Origin of the sequence: Streptomyces sp. NPDC002884 (genome assembly GCF_040295245.1) — a bacterium.
Lineage (GTDB): Bacteria > Actinomycetota > Actinomycetes > Streptomycetales > Streptomycetaceae > Streptomyces.
In genome coordinates this window covers 277,167-292,426 of the sequence record NZ_JBEOVB010000007.1, presented here as the reverse complement: position 1 = coordinate 292,426, position 15,260 = coordinate 277,167, and the positions used below count along the sequence as shown (strand labels likewise).

The 15,260-nt window shown below is 72.3% G+C and carries 14 protein-coding genes; 10 read left to right on the top strand and 4 right to left on the bottom strand.

Annotated features, from left to right (window positions below; genetic code table 11):
• The first annotated feature begins 393 nt into the window (after positions 1–393).
• Positions 394–1,131 carry a ferritin-like fold-containing protein gene (locus ABT070_RS17850; RefSeq protein WP_451101220.1) on the top strand — a complete coding sequence of 246 codons (738 nt, stop codon included), beginning with the start codon at positions 394–396 and terminating at the stop codon, positions 1,129–1,131.
• 48 nt (positions 1,132–1,179) lie between these two features.
• Here the strand turns inward: ABT070_RS17850 and ABT070_RS17845 are convergent, their stop codons facing one another.
• From ABT070_RS17845 to ABT070_RS17830, 4 genes are all read right to left on the bottom strand, one after another.
• Positions 1,180–1,449 carry a hypothetical protein gene (locus ABT070_RS17845; protein WP_351761208.1) on the bottom strand — a complete coding sequence of 90 codons (270 nt, stop codon included), beginning with the start codon at positions 1,447–1,449 and terminating at the stop codon, positions 1,180–1,182.
• 287 nt (positions 1,450–1,736) lie between these two features.
• Entirely contained in the window at positions 1,737–1,964 is a 228-nt protein-coding gene (locus tag ABT070_RS17840; RefSeq protein WP_189920010.1) for a DUF3107 domain-containing protein, read from the bottom strand.
• Positions 1,965–2,110: 146 nt separating this feature from the next.
• Entirely contained in the window at positions 2,111–2,752 is a 642-nt protein-coding gene (locus ABT070_RS17835) for a TetR/AcrR family transcriptional regulator (protein ID WP_020130830.1), read from the bottom strand.
• A 180-nt stretch (positions 2,753–2,932) separates the two neighbouring features.
• Positions 2,933–3,151: an Rv3202a family protein gene (locus ABT070_RS17830; RefSeq protein WP_351761204.1), complete on the bottom strand. Its 219-nt coding sequence runs from the start codon at positions 3,149–3,151 to the stop codon at positions 2,933–2,935.
• Between the two features lie 242 nt (positions 3,152–3,393).
• Between ABT070_RS17830 and ABT070_RS17825 the strand changes: the two genes are divergently transcribed.
• From ABT070_RS17825 to ABT070_RS17785, 9 genes are all read left to right on the top strand, one after another.
• Positions 3,394–4,371: an alpha/beta fold hydrolase gene (locus ABT070_RS17825; protein ID WP_351761201.1), complete on the top strand. Its 978-nt coding sequence runs from the start codon at positions 3,394–3,396 to the stop codon at positions 4,369–4,371.
• Positions 4,372–4,378: 7 nt separating this feature from the next.
• Positions 4,379–5,800 carry a DUF3152 domain-containing protein gene (locus tag ABT070_RS17820; protein ID WP_351761198.1) on the top strand — a complete coding sequence of 474 codons (1,422 nt, stop codon included), beginning with the start codon at positions 4,379–4,381 and terminating at the stop codon, positions 5,798–5,800.
• A 70-nt stretch (positions 5,801–5,870) separates the two neighbouring features.
• Entirely contained in the window at positions 5,871–5,966 is a 96-nt protein-coding gene (locus ABT070_RS17815) for an Ms4533A family Cys-rich leader peptide (protein ID WP_351761195.1), read from the top strand.
• Between the two features lie 191 nt (positions 5,967–6,157).
• On the top strand, positions 6,158–7,876 hold the full coding sequence (locus tag ABT070_RS17810) for an ABC transporter substrate-binding protein (protein WP_351761192.1): 1,719 nt from the start codon (positions 6,158–6,160) through the stop codon (positions 7,874–7,876).
• Between the two features lie 4 nt (positions 7,877–7,880).
• Positions 7,881–8,930 (top strand): ABC transporter permease, encoded by a 1,050-nt coding sequence (locus tag ABT070_RS17805; protein WP_351761190.1) that lies wholly within the window; start codon positions 7,881–7,883, stop codon positions 8,928–8,930.
• On the top strand, positions 8,927–9,925 hold the full coding sequence (locus tag ABT070_RS17800; RefSeq protein WP_351761187.1) for an ABC transporter permease: 999 nt from the start codon (positions 8,927–8,929) through the stop codon (positions 9,923–9,925). The genes ABT070_RS17805 and ABT070_RS17800 overlap by 4 nt, the downstream gene beginning before the upstream one ends.
• Positions 9,922–11,712 (top strand): dipeptide ABC transporter ATP-binding protein, encoded by a 1,791-nt coding sequence (locus ABT070_RS17795; protein ID WP_351761184.1) that lies wholly within the window; start codon positions 9,922–9,924, stop codon positions 11,710–11,712. Before ABT070_RS17800 ends, ABT070_RS17795 begins: the two co-directional genes overlap by 4 nt.
• Positions 11,713–11,925: 213 nt before the next feature.
• Positions 11,926–13,701, top strand: coding sequence for a DUF3492 domain-containing protein (locus ABT070_RS17790; RefSeq protein ID WP_351761181.1), 1,776 nt, complete (start codon positions 11,926–11,928; stop codon positions 13,699–13,701).
• Positions 13,698–14,975, top strand: coding sequence for a hypothetical protein (locus ABT070_RS17785; RefSeq protein WP_351761178.1), 1,278 nt, complete (start codon positions 13,698–13,700; stop codon positions 14,973–14,975). Before ABT070_RS17790 ends, ABT070_RS17785 begins: the two co-directional genes overlap by 4 nt.
• The last annotated feature ends 285 nt before the right edge of the window (positions 14,976–15,260 follow it).

Here is a 15,260-nt window from a genome sequence, read left to right as displayed (position 1 = left end):
GTGTGCGCGGTGCGAGGCGAGCGCGGGGGTCGTGTCAGGACCGTGCCGGGGGACGACGGCTGCCTCACGGGCCAGCCGTCAGGACACGGGACCTCTGCCGACGCTCTAGCGCTCGTACCGCTGAGGGGGTCCCCTCCGGGTTGCCGTACGCACAGTGCCGTACGGGCGAGGAGGGCTGTCGGGTCGGAGCCGATCGGGCCACCGACCGGGCATCCTCATACGTGCGGCCCGACGAATATTCGGCAGGCGCATTACCACCATACCCCGGATTCACGCACACGCGATGGCCGATTCGGTCACGTTGTGGTTGTCACAGTGCCGGGGGTGGTCCCGTACGTCTTCGTTGTCACACTGATTGACCAGGGACTTCCCCCGTGCGACGAGCGGGCTATTGTGCGCTTCATGACGACCTCTGACAAGCCTGAGAACACCGCCACCGGCATCGCCGCCCAGGACTGGACGACGGCGTCGGCCGACCCGCAGTACCGGGCCGCGGTCGTGGATCTGCTGGGCGCGCTGGCGTACGGCGAGCTGGCGGCGTTCGAGCGGCTCGCGGAGGACGCCAAGCTGGCGCCCACGCTGGAGGACAAGGCGGAACTGGCGAAGATGGCGTCGGCCGAGTTCCACCACTTCGAGCGGCTGCACAACCGGCTCACCGAGATCGGCGAGGAGCCGACGCGCGCGATGGAGCCGTTCGTCGCCGCGCTCGACGGCTTCCACCGGCAGACGGCCCCGTCGGACTGGCTGGAGGGCCTCGTCAAGGCGTACGTCGGCGACTCGATCGCCAGCGACTTCTACCGCGAGGTCGCGGTGCGCCTGGACACCGACAGCCGCGCTCTGGTGCTGGCCGTGCTCGACGACACCGGCCACGCCGGCTTCGCCGTGGACCGGGTGCGCGGCGCGATCGACGCCGACCCGCGGGTGGGCGGACGGCTCGCGCTGTGGGCGCGGCGGCTGATGGGCGAGGCGCTGTCGCAGTCCCAGCGGGTGGTCGCCGACCGCGACGCGCTGTCGACGATGCTCGTGGGAGGTGTCGCGGACGGCTTCGACCTCGCCGAGGTCGGCCGGATGTTCTCCCGGATCACCGAGGCGCACACCAAGCGGATGGCGGCGCTGGGGCTGGCCGCCTAGTCGGTCTCGTCGCTCTCCTCGGCCTGGTCCCGCCGGCCGTCGCCGGGCTCAGGCCGGGGCCGACCGCCGGCGGAGTCGGCCGGCCGGGCGCAGCAGCAGGGAGAGCGAGGCGGCGGAGACGATCGCCGCGCCGAGCAGACTCGCCAGGGCGGTGCCGGGGCCCAGCGCGGTGTGGGTGACGAAGTCACCGAACAGGGCTCCCGCGACGCCCGTCGCGACGACCAGGGTGCGGACCGGCAGCCGGTGGGAGAAGCGGTGGACCGCGGCCCACGCGAGCACGAGACCGAGCACAGCGGAGCCGAGCGCTTCCAAGATCATGAGGGTCCCTCCCGGACGGTGGGGCTGTGCACCAAGGTCGTAGCCCGTCATACCCGTGACCTGCGGAATGCAATCCTCCTCTGTGGTCGGGTTGTGCTCCATCTGTGGAGAAGGCGCTGACAGCGAAACCGCGGGGAATCCGGCCGCGAGAAACGTCCGGCCGCGAGAACGCCCGGTGGTCAGCGCGTCCGGACGTGAGAACCCTCGGCGGTCAGTGGGTCCGGCCGTGAGAACGGAAGCGGGGCCCGGCGACCAGATGGTCGCCGGGCCCCGCTTCCTTGCTTCGCCTACAGAGCGCCGAAGCCCACCTTGCGCGGGGCGGCCTCGCCCAGCTCGACGTAGGCCAGGCGGTCGGCCGGGACCAGGACCTTGCGGCCGTGCTGGTCCACGAGGCTGAGCAGCTGCGACTTTCCGGCCAGGGCCTCGGCCACCACGCGCTCGACCTCCTCGGGAGTCTGACCGCTCTCCAGAACGATCTCGCGGGGTGCGTGCAGCACGCCGATCTTGACCTCCACGGCTATGTCCCTCCGACGGTCATGGGGTGCGCGGGCGTCCGCGCCGTACGCTGCACACATTAGCCCGGTGAGGGGACGTTCACGGCGCGGCCGTCCACGCCAGGAGCGAACAGCGGGCGGGAACAAACGGCCGGGCGTCCCCTCGGTCAGTGCTGATCGGTGCCGTGCAGCGGGAAACCGGCGATGCCCCGCCAGGCCAGCGAGGCCAGCAGCTGCACCGCCTGGTCGCGCGGCACGCTGCGGTCGCTGTGCAGCCAGGAACGCGCCACGACCTGGGCGAGGCCGCCCAGACCCGAGGCGAGCAGCATCGACTCCGCGCGCGAGAGGCCGGTGTCCTCCGCGATGACCTCGCAGATCGCCTCGGCGCACTCGGTGGTCACCTTGTCGACGCGCTCGCGCACCGCGGGTTCGTTCGTCAGGTCCGACTCGAAGACCAGACGGAAGGCGCCGCCGTCGTCCTCGACGTACGCGAAGTACGCGTCCATCGTGGCGCGGACCCGCTGCTTGTTGTCGGTCGTCGAGGCGAGCGCGCCGCGCACGGCCTGGATGAGCGACTCGCAGTGCTGGTCCAGCAGGGCCAGGTACAGGTCGAGCTTGCCGGGGAAGTGCTGGTACAGCACGGGCTTGCTGACTCCGGCCCGCTCGGCGATGTCGTCCATGGCGGCGGAGTGGTAGCCCTGCGCCACGAAGACTTCCTGGGCGGCGCCCAGCAGCTGGTTCCGTCGGGCACGGCGCGGCAAGCGGGTGCCTCGCGGGCGCGCCGCCTCTGTCTGCTCGATGGCTGTCACGCCGCCTCCCAAAGTGGTCCTCATGCGGTGAGCGCCGCGTCGCCATCGTACTTTTCGGTAACCCTGGTGTGCGCGGTGCGCGTGCAGAATTTCACGGACTGGACGACGACAAAAGCGGTGTAAATGGTTTTGGACCGGGATGTTACGGGCATACTCCGCCCCGCTCCAGCTCGGCGCATGTCAGCGATAGTCGTCCTCGTCGAGGGATACGACGCGGGCCTGTTCGACGAGGTCGGCTTCGTCGGCCCGGGTGGGATCCGCGTCCTTCAGGGAGTCGTCGCGCTCCGCGGCGACGTCCTTGTACTGCTCGGCGGCGTCGTTCTCCGGCGCCTCGACGTCGAGCTCCCCGAAGTCGTCGTCCTCTTCGAACGTCTCCGGGTCGGTGGGGTCAACGGCCATGGTGGGCTCCCTTCCTACGAACGTCCCTGCGAGTTGCAGGGGCCACAAGCGGGTGCCCTCGGTACGAGCCTAGGAGACACCCGTTTCGTACGCCAAGCGGTCGCTGTCCGAAGTGCCCCCTCTTCGCGGCGGTACGGGCTCCCGCGCGGCGCGGGCGGGGCGGCCGCCACACGCGCGTGCGAACCGCGCGTGTGATGGCGAACACACAAAAGCGCGCGTGATCGTCTCGTAACATTGCCCGCATGTCTTCGACCGAGCTGCCCTCCGTGCCGCCCACCAGTGTGCTGCCGAAGGCGATCGCCGTCCGGGTCGCGGAGGGCGAGCGGCTCCGGTCGGTCGGGCTGCCGGGCGTCACGCTCACGGTCCGTTCCCGGCCGCCCGTGCGCGAGGGCCTCGAGCCCGCGCTGTACGTGCACGGCCTGGGCGGTTCCTCGCAGAACTGGTCCGCGCTGATGGCGCTGCTCGACGGGGCGGTGGCGAGCGAGGCCGTCGATCTGCCGGGCTTCGGCGACTCCCCGCCGCCGGACGACGGCAACTACTCCATCACGGCACACGCGCGTGCCGTCATCCGCTACCTCGACGCCGTCGATCGCGGACCCGTGCACCTCTTCGGCAACTCGCTCGGCGGCGCGGTGTCCACGCGCGTCGCCGCGGTCCGGCCCGACCTCGTGCGGACGCTGACGCTGGTGTCACCCGCGCTGCCCGAACTGCGGGTGCAGCGGACGGCCCTGCCCACGGGACTGGTCGGGCTGCCCGGCGTGGCCGCGCTCTTCACCAGGTTCACCCGGGAGTGGACCGCCGAGCAGCGCGTCCGGGGCGTCACGGCACTCTGCTACGGCGATCCCGGGCGGGTCGGCCCGGACGCGTTCCGCCACGCGGTGGACGAGCTGGAGCGGCGCCTTCAGCTGCCGTACTTCTGGGACGCGCTGACGCGTTCCACGCGCGGCCTGCTCAGCGCGTACACGCTGGGTGGCCAACACGGGCTCTGGCGTCAGGCCGAGCGCGTCCTCGCCCCGACCCTCCTGGTCTACGGTGGTCGCGACCAGCTCGTCGGTTTCCGCATGGCGCAGCGGGCCGCCCGCACCTTCCGTGACTCCCGCCTGCTCACGCTGCCCGACGCCGGGCACGTGGCGATGATGGAGTATCCCGAGACGGTCGCGACGGCGTTCCGCGAGCTTCTCGCCGACACCGCCGCAGCGACCGAGAACTCGGGAGGCTGAGACCGACGTGGGACGCCACAGCCGGCGTGGACCCGCGCCCAGGAGTGCCGCCAAGGGCGGCGGCTCCAAGGGCGCGTCGCAGGGGGCTTCTCCGGAGCCCCCTCCCCAGGGGGACCCGCGCGGCGCCCGCGTCCAGGTACCGCCCCCGGGGTACGACGGAACCCCCTCGCACGGAGTGCCCCGCTTCCCCTTTCCCGACGGGACTCCGGCCCACGGGTTCCCGCAGGTGCGGGGCGGTCACCCCGAGCAGCGTGAAGGCGGGGGCGGCTGGGGTGACTTGAGAGGACGATCAGCGGGTACCGGGCAGCCCGTGATACCTCGTCAGCGCCCCATGCCCCAGGACGGCCCGCGTCAAGGCCCCCGTCAAGGTTCCCGTCAGGGACCCCGACAGGACTACCTCGACGCCTTCGGCGAGGACGACGAGGATGTTTTCACGCGCGCGAGACCGCAGTCCGCGGTCACGCGTGCGCAGGATCCTTACGCCGCCACCACCGCCACCGACCGGGACACCGCCTTCCGTGCGACCTCCCCGGCCGGCGCCGGCCGGCGTGACGGGGACGACGGCGTGCCGCCCGCCGGCGGGCCCATGACCGCTCAAGGAGTCAAGGGGCGGGCGTTCGGCGGAATCGCGGCCGCCGCCGTCACCACGGTGCTTGCCGTCGTGGTGGCCGGGCAGGTCGCCACCGGCCGGGACGACGACTCCGTCGGGTCGAAGTCCGCCTCCGGGCAGACCCGTGAGGCCGTCGACGACACCGCGGCGCGCGGGGACGACCGGCCGAGCCCGTCCGTGTCCGCCGCCGCGTCCGGCGCGCCCGGCGGGGTGGCCACGCTGACGTACGCGCAGGGGATGGCCACGAAGTACGCGCTCAGCGCCAAGCTCAAGGGGTCGGGGAAGTTCGACTCCGTCGCGGGCGTCGACAAGGCGCCCGGCAAGGGGCAGAAGTACACCTACCGGGTGGACGTGGAACAGGGTCTCGGGCTCGACGGCGAACTCTTCGCGCAGGCCGTGCAGAAGACGCTCAACGACGCCCGCAGCTGGGCCCACAACGGCGCCCGCACCTTCGAGCGCATCAACTCCGGCAAGGCCGACTTCGTCATCACGCTCGCCAGCCCGGGCACCACCGCCGTGTGGTGTGCCAAGTCCGGTCTGGACACCACGGAGGACAACGTCTCCTGCGACTCGGCCGCCACCGAACGCGTGATGATCAACGCCTACCGGTGGGCCCAGGGGTCCGAGACCTTCGGCGACAAGATGTACGCCTACCGGCAGATGCTGATCAACCACGAGGTCGGCCACCGCCTCGGCTACAGCCATGTCACCTGCGACCAGGACGGCGAGCTGGCACCGGTCATGCAGCAGCAGACGAAATTCCTCGACCACGACGGGATCCACTGCCTGCCCAACGCCTGGCCCTATCCGAGCAGTTGAGCCTCAGGGATGGACAGGCGTCTCATAGGTCGCGTTGACATGCCCAAAAAGTTCCTCCATATTGCTGCGTATGTGGTCTAGTCATCTCGTCGACAGGAGCGCCGCCATCGAGCTGGCGCTCTTCGGCGTGACCGCGCTCTGCGTGGCCGACATCCACTGTCGCTGACACCGCCCCCAGGCGCGTGTGTCGCGAATCCTCTTTCCTTCTTTCAGCCGTGACGTGGTCACGGCTCTTCGACGACTCGGCGCCGGGGTGGACGTCTGTTCACTTTCGTCTCACTCCTCGTCCATATGTCTCGGATATCGAGACGCCCCGGAAGGGGCGGCGAGACCGTCAACCGAGAGGTCGTCATTCCGATGCGTCAACCGTCCCTCATAGCGCGCCGTGTCGCCGCGGCATCCGTCAGCCTGGTGGTGGCCGCGGGCGCCGCCGCCTGCGGGCCTGAGGACAACGATGCCAAGGCCTCCGGAGGCGACTCCGCCCCGCACCAGGGCGGGACACTCACCATCCTGAACCGCAACCCCCAGCAGGACTTCGACCCGGCCCGCCTCTACACCTCCGGCGGCGGCAAGGTCCCCACCCTGGTCTTCAGAACCCTCACCACGCGCAACCGCGAGAACGGCGCCCCCGGCACCGATGTCGTCCCCGACCTCGCCACCGACACCGGGCGCCCCAACGAGGACGCCACCGTGTGGACGTACACGCTCAAGGAGGGCCTGAAGTACGAGGACGGGACCGCGATCACCTCGGCCGACATCAAGTACGGCATCGAGCGGTCCTTCGCGCCCGAGCTCTCCGGCGGCGCGCCCTACCTGCGGGACTGGCTGGTCGGCGCCGCCGACTACCAGGGGCCGTACAAGGACTCCAAGGGCCTCGCCGCCATCGAGACGCCGGACAGCCGGACGATCGTCTTCCATCTGAACAAGCCCGAGGGCGAGTTCCCGTACCTGGCCACGCAGACGCAGTTCGCGCCCGTCCCGAAGGCCAAGGACACCGGTACGAAGTACGAGGAGCACCCGGTCTCGTCCGGCCCCTACAAGGTCGTCAAGAACGAGAACGACGGCGAGCGCCTCACCCTGGAGCGCAACACCCACTGGTCCGCGAAGACGGACGCCGAGCGCAAGGCGTACCCCGACAAGATCGACGTACGGTCCGGGCTCGACTCCTCGGTGATCAACCAGCGGCTGTCCGCGTCCCAGGGGGCGGACGCCACCGCCATCACCACGGACACCAACCTCGGCCCGGCCGAACTCGCCAAGGTCAGCGGCGACAAGGCACTCGCCGCGCGGGTCGGCACCGGCCACTTCGGCTACACCAACTACATCGCGTTCAACCCGAACGTGAAGCCGTTCGACGACATCAGGGTGCGGCAGGCGATCTCTTACGCCATCGACCGGTCGTCGGTCGTCAACGCGGCGGGCGGCTCGTCGCTCGCCGAGGCCGCCACCACCTACCTGCCGAACCAGAAGTCCTTCGGCTACGAGCCCTACGACCTCTTCCCGGCGGGCAGGACCGGCGACGCGGCGAAGGCCAAGGAGCTGCTGAAGGCGGCCGGTCACCCGAACGGGCTGACCATCACCCTCACCCACTCCAACAGCCAGGACTTCGAGACCAGCCCGGAGATCGCGACCGCCATCCAGGACGCGCTCAAGAAGGCCGGCATCACCGTCAAGCTCCAGGGTCTGGAGGACAACGACTACTCCGACACGATCCACGACGTGAAGACCGAGCCCGGCTTCTTCCTGGCCCACTGGGGTGCCGACTGGCCCTCCGGAGGCCCGTTCCTCGCCCCGATCTTCGACGGCCGGCAGATCGTCAAGGACGGCGCGAACTTCAACACGGGCTTCCTGAACGACAAGTCGGTCAATGCCGAGATCGACGCGATCAACAAGTTGACCGATCTCGACGCCGCCGCCAAGAGGTGGGGCGCACTGGACAAGAAGATCGGCGAGCAGGCGCTGACCGTGCCGCTGTTCCACCCGGTCTACAAGCGGCTGTACGGCGAGGACATCCGCAACATCGTCATCAGCGACTGGGACGGCGTCCTGGATCCCTCGCAGGTCGCGGTGAAGTAGCACCGTGAGCGAGGCAGTCACCGAGGCGGCCGCCGAGGCCGTCGTCGCCGCCCGGGCCCCCGGTACGGACCCCACGTCCGTCCCGGGGGCCTCGGGGGCCCGTCAGTTCTGGCGGCGGCTGCGGGCGCAGCGCGCCGCCCTCGTCGCGGCGGTCGTCGTCGCCCTGCTCGTCCTGGTCGCGCTCGCCGCGCCGCTGCTCACCGCCATCGAGGGCCAGGACCCGACCACCTACCACCCCTCCCTCATCGACTCCGCGCGCGGGGGCGTGCCCGTCGGACCGCTCGGCGGCATCGGCGGCGACCACTGGCTCGGCGTCGAACCGCAGACCGGACGCGACCTGTTCGCCCGTCTGGTGCACGGGGCCCGGGTGTCCCTGGGCGTCGCGCTGGCCGCGACCGTGATCCAGGTGGCCATCGGCGTCACCCTGGGCATCGCCGCCGCGCTCGGCAGCCGATGGGTCGATCAACTGTTGAGCCGGATCACCGACATCTTCGTGGCCCTGCCGCTGATGATCATGTCGTTGGCGCTGCTCGCGATCGTCCCGGCCAGCTTCCCCCGGCCCGTGCTGGTCACCCTGGTCATCGGCCTCATCTCCTGGGGCAACGTCGCCAAGGTGGTGCGCGCCCAGACGCTGACCCTCAAGGGGCTCGACTACGTGTCGGCGGCCCGGCTCAGCGGCTGGGGCACCTGGCGGATCGCCCGCCGGGAACTCCTGCCCGGGCTCGCCGCCCCCGTCATCACCTACGCGGCGCTGCTCGTGCCGCAGAACATCACCGTCGAGGCCGCGCTGTCCTTCCTCGGGGTCGGGGTGAAGCCGCCGACGCCGTCCTGGGGGCAGATGCTCACCGCCGCCGACGTCTGGTACCAGGCGGCCCCGCAGTACCTGCTGCTGCCCGCCGGCGCCCTCTTCGTGACCGTCCTGGCGCTGACCGTCCTCGGCGACGGCGTGCGCACGGCGCTCGACCCGCGCGCGGCCTCCCGGCTGCGGGTGGGGACGGGACGCCGGCGCGAGCACCGGGCGGACACCGCCGCCGAGAAGGAGACGTCCTCATGAGCGGCTTCGGCGGCTTCGTGCTGCGCCGGGGCATCGGCACGATCCTCACCCTGTTCGCCATCTCGGTGATCGTCTACGTCGTCTTCTACGTCACCCCCGGCGACGTCGCCCAGATCACCTGCGGTCCGCGCTGCTCGCCGGCCCAGGTGCACCAGGTCGCCGAGCAACTGCGCCTCGACGAACCCCTCTACCTGCGCTACTGGCACTTCCTCGAGGGCCTCGTCGCGGGCCAGGACTACTCGACCGGCACCTCCGTGGAGCACTGCCCGGCGCCCTGCCTGGGGCTGTCGTACCAGAGCGATCAGCAGGTCACCCGGCTGATCCTGACCAAGCTGCCGGTGAGCCTGTCGCTCGTCCTCGGCGCGATGGTGGTGTGGCTGATCCTCGGCGTGGGCACCGGCGTGCTCTCGGCCTGGCGGCGTGGGCGGCTCACCGAGCGCGTCCTGACCGCCGTCACCCTGGCCGGAACGGCCACGCCCGTGTTCGTGATCGGCCTCATCCTGATGATCGTCGTCTGCGGCGAGCTGCAACTGCTGCCCTTCCCGCAGTACGTGAACCTCACCGACGACCCCGAACAGTGGGCGTGGAACCTGCTGCTGCCCTGGCTCTCGCTCGCCCTCATCGAGGCCGCCTCGTTCGCCCGGCTGACCCGGTCGTCGATGCTGGAGACCCTCGCCGAGGACCACATCCGCACCTTCCGCGCGTACGGCGTCGGCGAGCGGTCGATCATCGGGCGGCACGCGCTGCGCGGGGCGTTCGCGCCGGTCATCGCGCTGAACGCCAACAACTTCGGCTCCGCGGTCGGCGGCGCGGTGCTCACCGAGACCCTCTTCGGGCTCCCCGGCATCGGACAGGAACTGGTGCACGCGGTCAACGTCGTGGACCTTCCGGTGGTCGTCGGGATGGTCCTGGTCATCGGTTTCTTCGTGGTCCTCGCCAACGCCGTCGCGGACGTCCTGTACGCGGTGGCCGACCGACGGGTGGTGCTCGCATGAGCCTGGTGGAAGTCACGGACCTGACGGTCGAGTTCGGCGCTCTGCGCGCCGTCGACGGCCTCTCCTTCCGTCTGGCGGAGGGCGCCGCCCTCAGCCTCGTCGGTGAGTCCGGCTCCGGAAAATCCACGGTCGCCTCGGCGCTCCTGGGACTGCACCGGGGGACGGGGGCCGCCGTCGGCGGCTCGGTACGGGTCGCCGGTACCGACGTGCAGACCGCGTCCGACGAGGAACTGCGGCGGCTGCGCGGCGGCCGGGCGGCGATGGTCTTCCAGGACCCGCTGTCCTCCCTCGACCCGTACTACGCGATCGGCGACCAGATCGCCGAGGTGTACCGCGTGCACACGCGCGTGTCCCGCCGTACTGCACGCGCGCGTGCGGTGCAGGTCCTGGAGCGGGTAGGAATTCCGGACCCGGTCCGGCGCTCCCGGTCGCGGCCGCACGAGTTCAGCGGCGGCATGCGCCAGCGCGCCCTCATCGCCATGGCGCTGGCCTGCGAGCCCGACCTGCTGATCGCCGACGAGCCGACGACCGCGCTCGACGTGACCGTCCAGGCCCAGATCCTCGACCTGCTGCACACCCTGCGCGAGGAGACGGGGATGGGGCTGCTGCTGGTCACGCACGACGTGGGCGTGGCCGCGGAGAGCGTCGACGAGGTGCTGGTCATGCGGCACGGCCGGCTCGTCGAGCACGGGCCGGTCGGAGCCGTTCTGGCGGCTCCCGCGCAGCCGTACACGCGCGAGCTGCTCGGCGCCGTGCCCCGCGTGGAGGCACGCCGCGCGGTCGGGGACGGGCCGGACAAGCCCGGCGTACGAGAGCCCGACGTACGACAGCCTGAGGTACGACAGCCTGAGGTACGACAGCCTGAGGTACGGCCGTCGGACGCCGGTGGGCCGGACGCCGGTGGGCCGGATGCGGGCGGGCCGCGGGCGGACGTGCGGCGGCCGGCCGGCCGGGCGTCGGGCGAGGTCGTGCTGGAGGCACACGGGCTGCGCCGCGAGTTCGGGCGCGGCAAGCGGGCCCTCACGGCCGTCGACGGCGTGTCGCTGACCGTCCACCGGGGCGAGACCCTCGGCGTCGTCGGGGAGAGCGGCAGCGGCAAGACGACGCTCGGCCGGATGCTGGTCGGACTGCTGGAGCCGACGGCCGGCGAGGTCAGGTACGAGGGACGGGTGTCGTCGGGGGTGAACCCGACCGTGCAGATGGTCTTCCAGGACCCCGTCTCCTCCCTCAACCCCCGCCGCAGCGTCGGCGAGTCCATCGCCGACCCGCTTCGCGCACCGGGCGCACGGGGCGCGAGCGGCGTACGGGGCACACGGGGGAGGGGTGAGGCACGTGTCAGGGAGCGCGTGACGGAACTGCTGGAGCGCGTGGGGCTCGAAGCGGCGCACTACGACCGCTACCCGCACGAGTTCAGCGGCGGTCAGCGCCAGCGCGTGGGCATCGCGCGGGCGCTCGCGGCCGAGCCGCGCGTCATCGTGTGCGACGAGCCGGTCTCCGCGCTCGATGTGACCACCCAGGCCCAGGTCGTCGCCCTGCTCGGCGAACTCCAGCGCGAACTCGGCCTCGCGCTGGTCTTCGTCGCCCACGACCTGGCCGTGGTGCGCCAGGTCAGCGACCGGGTCGCGGTGATGCGGCGCGGCCGTGTCGTCGAGGAGGGGCCCGCCGACGAGGTGTACGAGTCGCCGCGGGACCCGTACACCCGGCAGCTCCTGGCCGCCGTACCGGCGCTCGACCCCGCGGTCGCCGCCCGACGACGCGCCGAGCGACGGGAGCCGGCCCTCGCGTGAGACCCGCGGGACGCGAGTGACGTGACGTTGCGAAGTCGGATGATCTCTTAGCGCGACCGAACGCGACCCGCACGGGAAAGTTACGACCGTTCACCCCTTTTGGTGGCGCGACGGACAACCGTCCGTCGCGCCACCACCTTGTCCGCATACGTTCGTCCCGCTGCGAGCCGCCGGGTCAACGGCGGCTCCCCAAACGGGAGATCGGGAGTGGGCGTGCGCATCGGACTGCTGACGGAGGGCGGCTATCCGTATCTGAGCGGTGACGCCGGACTCTGGTGCGACCGGCTCGTGCGCGGGCTCGGGCAGCACGAGTTCGACGTCTACGCGCTCAGCCGCGCCGGACACCAGGAGGAAGCGGGCTGGGTCGAGCTTCCGCCGCAGGTGAGCCGGGTGCGTACGGCACCGCTGTGGACGGCCGAGGACGACGGGGTCGCCTACGGCAGGCGCGCGCGCCGGCGCTTCGCGGAGTCCTACGGCGAATTGGTGACCGCGCTGTGCGAGGGGGACCCCCCGGACCCGGCGAATCCCCCGGAGGCCGCTCCGACCGCTCAGGCGGACCGTTTCGCCAACGCGCTGTACGGCCTCGCCGAACTCGCCCGGGACGAGGGCGGCCTGGTCGGGGCGCTCCGCTCGGAAAGCGCCGTGCGCACCCTGGAACGTGCCTGTCGCGCGCCCGGCGCGCTGCGGACGGCGCGCGAGGCGCGCGTACCTGAGCTGCTCGCCGTCGCCGCGCACCTCGAACGCGCCCTGCGCCCCCTCTCGCTCGACTGGTACGGGGAGGAAGGCGCAGGCGACGGGGGTGACGGCCTCGGCGCGGTCGACCTGTGCCATGCCACGTCCGGCGGCGCGGCGGCCCTGCCCGGGCTGCTCGCGCGGCACTTCTTCGACGTCCCGCTGCTGGTCACCGAGTACGGGGTCCGGCTGCGGACGCACTATCTGAGCTCGGGGACGGGCCCCTCGCCCGAAGGCTCCGGGAGCGTGCCGTCCGCGGAGGCGGCTCCCGCCGTACGCGCCCTGGTCGCCGCCCTCCACGGTCGGCTCGCCGCCGAGGTGTACCGGCAGGCGGCATGCGTCACCCCCGGCAACAGACACGCCCGCCGCTGGCAGGAGCGCTGCGGTGCCGACCGCGCCAAACTGCGCACCGTCTACCCGGGCATGGAGGCGTCCCGCTTCGCCGAGGCGGGCGACTCCCTCGACACCGCCGATCCACACACCCTCGTCTGGGTCGGCCGGGTGGAACCGGCGAAGGACCTGGTCTCCCTGCTGCACGCCTTCGCGGAAGTCCGCAAGGAGGAACCGCGCACGCGCCTGCGGATCATCTCCGCTCCGGCCGGGGCGGAGGGGCAGCAGGCCTACCTCGGCCACTGCAAGGTGCTGGCCGCTCAGCTCTTTCCCGACGAGGCGGACGGGCCGCACGCCGTCGGCGACAACCCGGTGTCCTTCGAGGAGATCGGCGGCCCGGAGGCGCCCACCCTCGCCGAGGCGTACACGGCCGGCGCGGTGGTCGTCCTGTCCAGCGTCGTCGAAGGGTTCCCGGTCGGTCTGGTCGAGGCGATGTTCTGCGGCCGCGCGACCGTGTCGACCGACGTCGGCGCGGTGGTCGAGGTCATCGGCGGCACGGGACTGGTCGTTCCGCCGCGCAATCCGCGGGCGCTCGCGGAGGCGTGCGTGGCGCTGCTGCGCGACCCCGACCGCCGTGCGCGCCTGGGCGCGGCCGCCCGCGCCCGAGCCCTGGAACTCTTCACGGTCGAGCAGAACATCACGGCATTTCACGGCATTTACCTGGAGCTCGTCGCCCAGGCCCCGGTGCGGCGATTCATCTTCGACGACGGCGATCCCCGCCCGTTCGCCGTCCCGGCCGAGGCGTGTCTGCCCGGCCACTGGACCGGCCGGGACGCGCGTGTCACCGCCCGGCGCGGTCCGGGCTGGGCGGCGGGGCCCCCGGCCCGGGACACCTCGCCGATCGCCGCGACGGAGGGGGCACGATGAGCGGGCTCGACGAACTGGACCGACCGGGAACGCCGGGAACGCCGGAAACGCGAGGCGCGCCGGAAACACGGGGCACGCGGGGCACGCCGGGAACATGGGAAGAGCGGGGGGCTGCGGAGGCGCCGGGGAGTTTCGGGGAGCCCGTCGCCGCCGCCGACGGGCGCAGACCTGCCGCTGCCCGCCGTGGTGCCGCGGACCCGGTGAAAGCCCTGATGCACCGTCATCGCGAGCTGTGCGAACGGGCCGTCGACCCGCTGGAGATCGCGGCGGGACTGGAGGCCCACGGGGTCACCGACCGCACCGCGGCACGCTTCCGCCACCGGGACGTCTTCTCCCTCGCGGAGGAGATGTACGCCCGCGTCCCCCGCGACGGCGACGCGCCCCCGCCGCCCCCGGCCACGGCGTCCCCGCGACCCCGTCTGGACCGGGCACTGCTCACCCTCCTGCCCGGCGTCCTGTGCGCCGCGACCGTGACCGGTGTGCGTCTCACCCACGGGCGCACATGTCTGCTCGTCGCCGCCGCGGGCGTCCTCGCCGTCGTCCTCGCCGTGCGTGCGGTACTGCGCCGGGGCCCGTTGAGCCCGCACCGTGGCGCCCACCCGGGCCCGCACCGCACGGGCGCCTGGACCTGCTGGCTGCTCGGCTACGCGGCCCTCGGCGACAGCCTCCTGCGCGTCGCCGTCGCCGGAGGCCCCGACGGCCTGCCCGACGGGACGGCCGACGGCCCCTGGCCCCTCGCCGCGGCACCGCTGCTCACCCTCACCCTGGCCTGCGCCCCGGCCGCCTTGTGCGCCCACCTCCTCGCCGTACGGGCCCGGCGCCGACTGGACACCAGCCGTGGCCTGGAGGAGTTCGCCGCCTCCGTGCAGCCGCTGCTGCTCGGCACCTTCGCCCTGTTCCTGTGCGCGCTGGCCGCGCTGACCCCGCTGTGCGCCGCGGTCCTGGGTGAGCCGGCCGAGTACGGCCACACCCTCACCCTCGGCGCGCTCCTCTTCCTCGCCCGTCTCCTCACCGCGCACGGCTTCACCCACGTCCCGGCGGTCGTCCTCGGAGCCGTCGGCACGGCGGAGGCGCTCGCCCCGGCCACGGTCTTCACGGGCCGGCTCCCGGACTGCGACTTCCTGGCCACCCCCGTGGAGAGCCTCGTGACCGCCTGGGGTCCGGCCGGTGTCCCGACCCTCGTCTGCGGAACCGCGGCGCTGGCCCTGCTGTTCCACGCGACCCGCACGCTGACCCGGGCCTCGGCCCACGCGCGAACGGACCAGCCGTGCTGAGCGCGCCGGCGGTGCTGGGCGGGCCGGCGGTGCTGAGCGCGCCGGCGGGGCTGAACCGGCCGGTGGCGCTGAGCGGACCAGCCGTGCCGGCCCGAGCCCGCCCCCGCACCCGCCCGTTCCCCCGGCGTCCGTTCCTTCGGCGTCCGCTCCTCCGACGCCCGCCGTCGGTGTCTCGGCCACCGGGCGCGGCGCAAGCCCCGCCGTGCCCGGACCGTGCGGCGCACTCGTTCCTCCACCCAGACGCAGCCCACCGCAACACGCTTGAAGGAGAGACCAGATGACCAC

Bases quoted from the DNA above. Each gene is read 5' to 3' on its own strand.
- ABT070_RS17845 (WP_351761208.1), bottom strand. From the start codon at position 1,449: ATGATCTTGGAAGCGCTCGGCTCCGCTGTGCTCGGTCTCGTGCTCGCG.
- ABT070_RS17800 (WP_351761187.1), top strand. From the start codon at position 8,927: ATGAGCGGCTTCGGCGGCTTCGTGCTGCGCCGGGGCATCGGCACGATC.
- ABT070_RS17825 (WP_351761201.1), top strand. From the start codon at position 3,394: ATGTCTTCGACCGAGCTGCCCTCCGTGCCGCCCACCAGTGTGCTGCCG.
- ABT070_RS17795 (WP_351761184.1), top strand. From the start codon at position 9,922: ATGAGCCTGGTGGAAGTCACGGACCTGACGGTCGAGTTCGGCGCTCTG.
- ABT070_RS17815 (WP_351761195.1), top strand. From the start codon at position 5,871: ATGTGGTCTAGTCATCTCGTCGACAGGAGCGCCGCCATCGAGCTGGCG.
- ABT070_RS17810 (WP_351761192.1), top strand. From the start codon at position 6,158: ATGCGTCAACCGTCCCTCATAGCGCGCCGTGTCGCCGCGGCATCCGTC.
- ABT070_RS17830 (WP_351761204.1), bottom strand. From the start codon at position 3,151: ATGGCCGTTGACCCCACCGACCCGGAGACGTTCGAAGAGGACGACGAC.
- ABT070_RS17785 (WP_351761178.1), top strand. From the start codon at position 13,698: ATGAGCGGGCTCGACGAACTGGACCGACCGGGAACGCCGGGAACGCCG.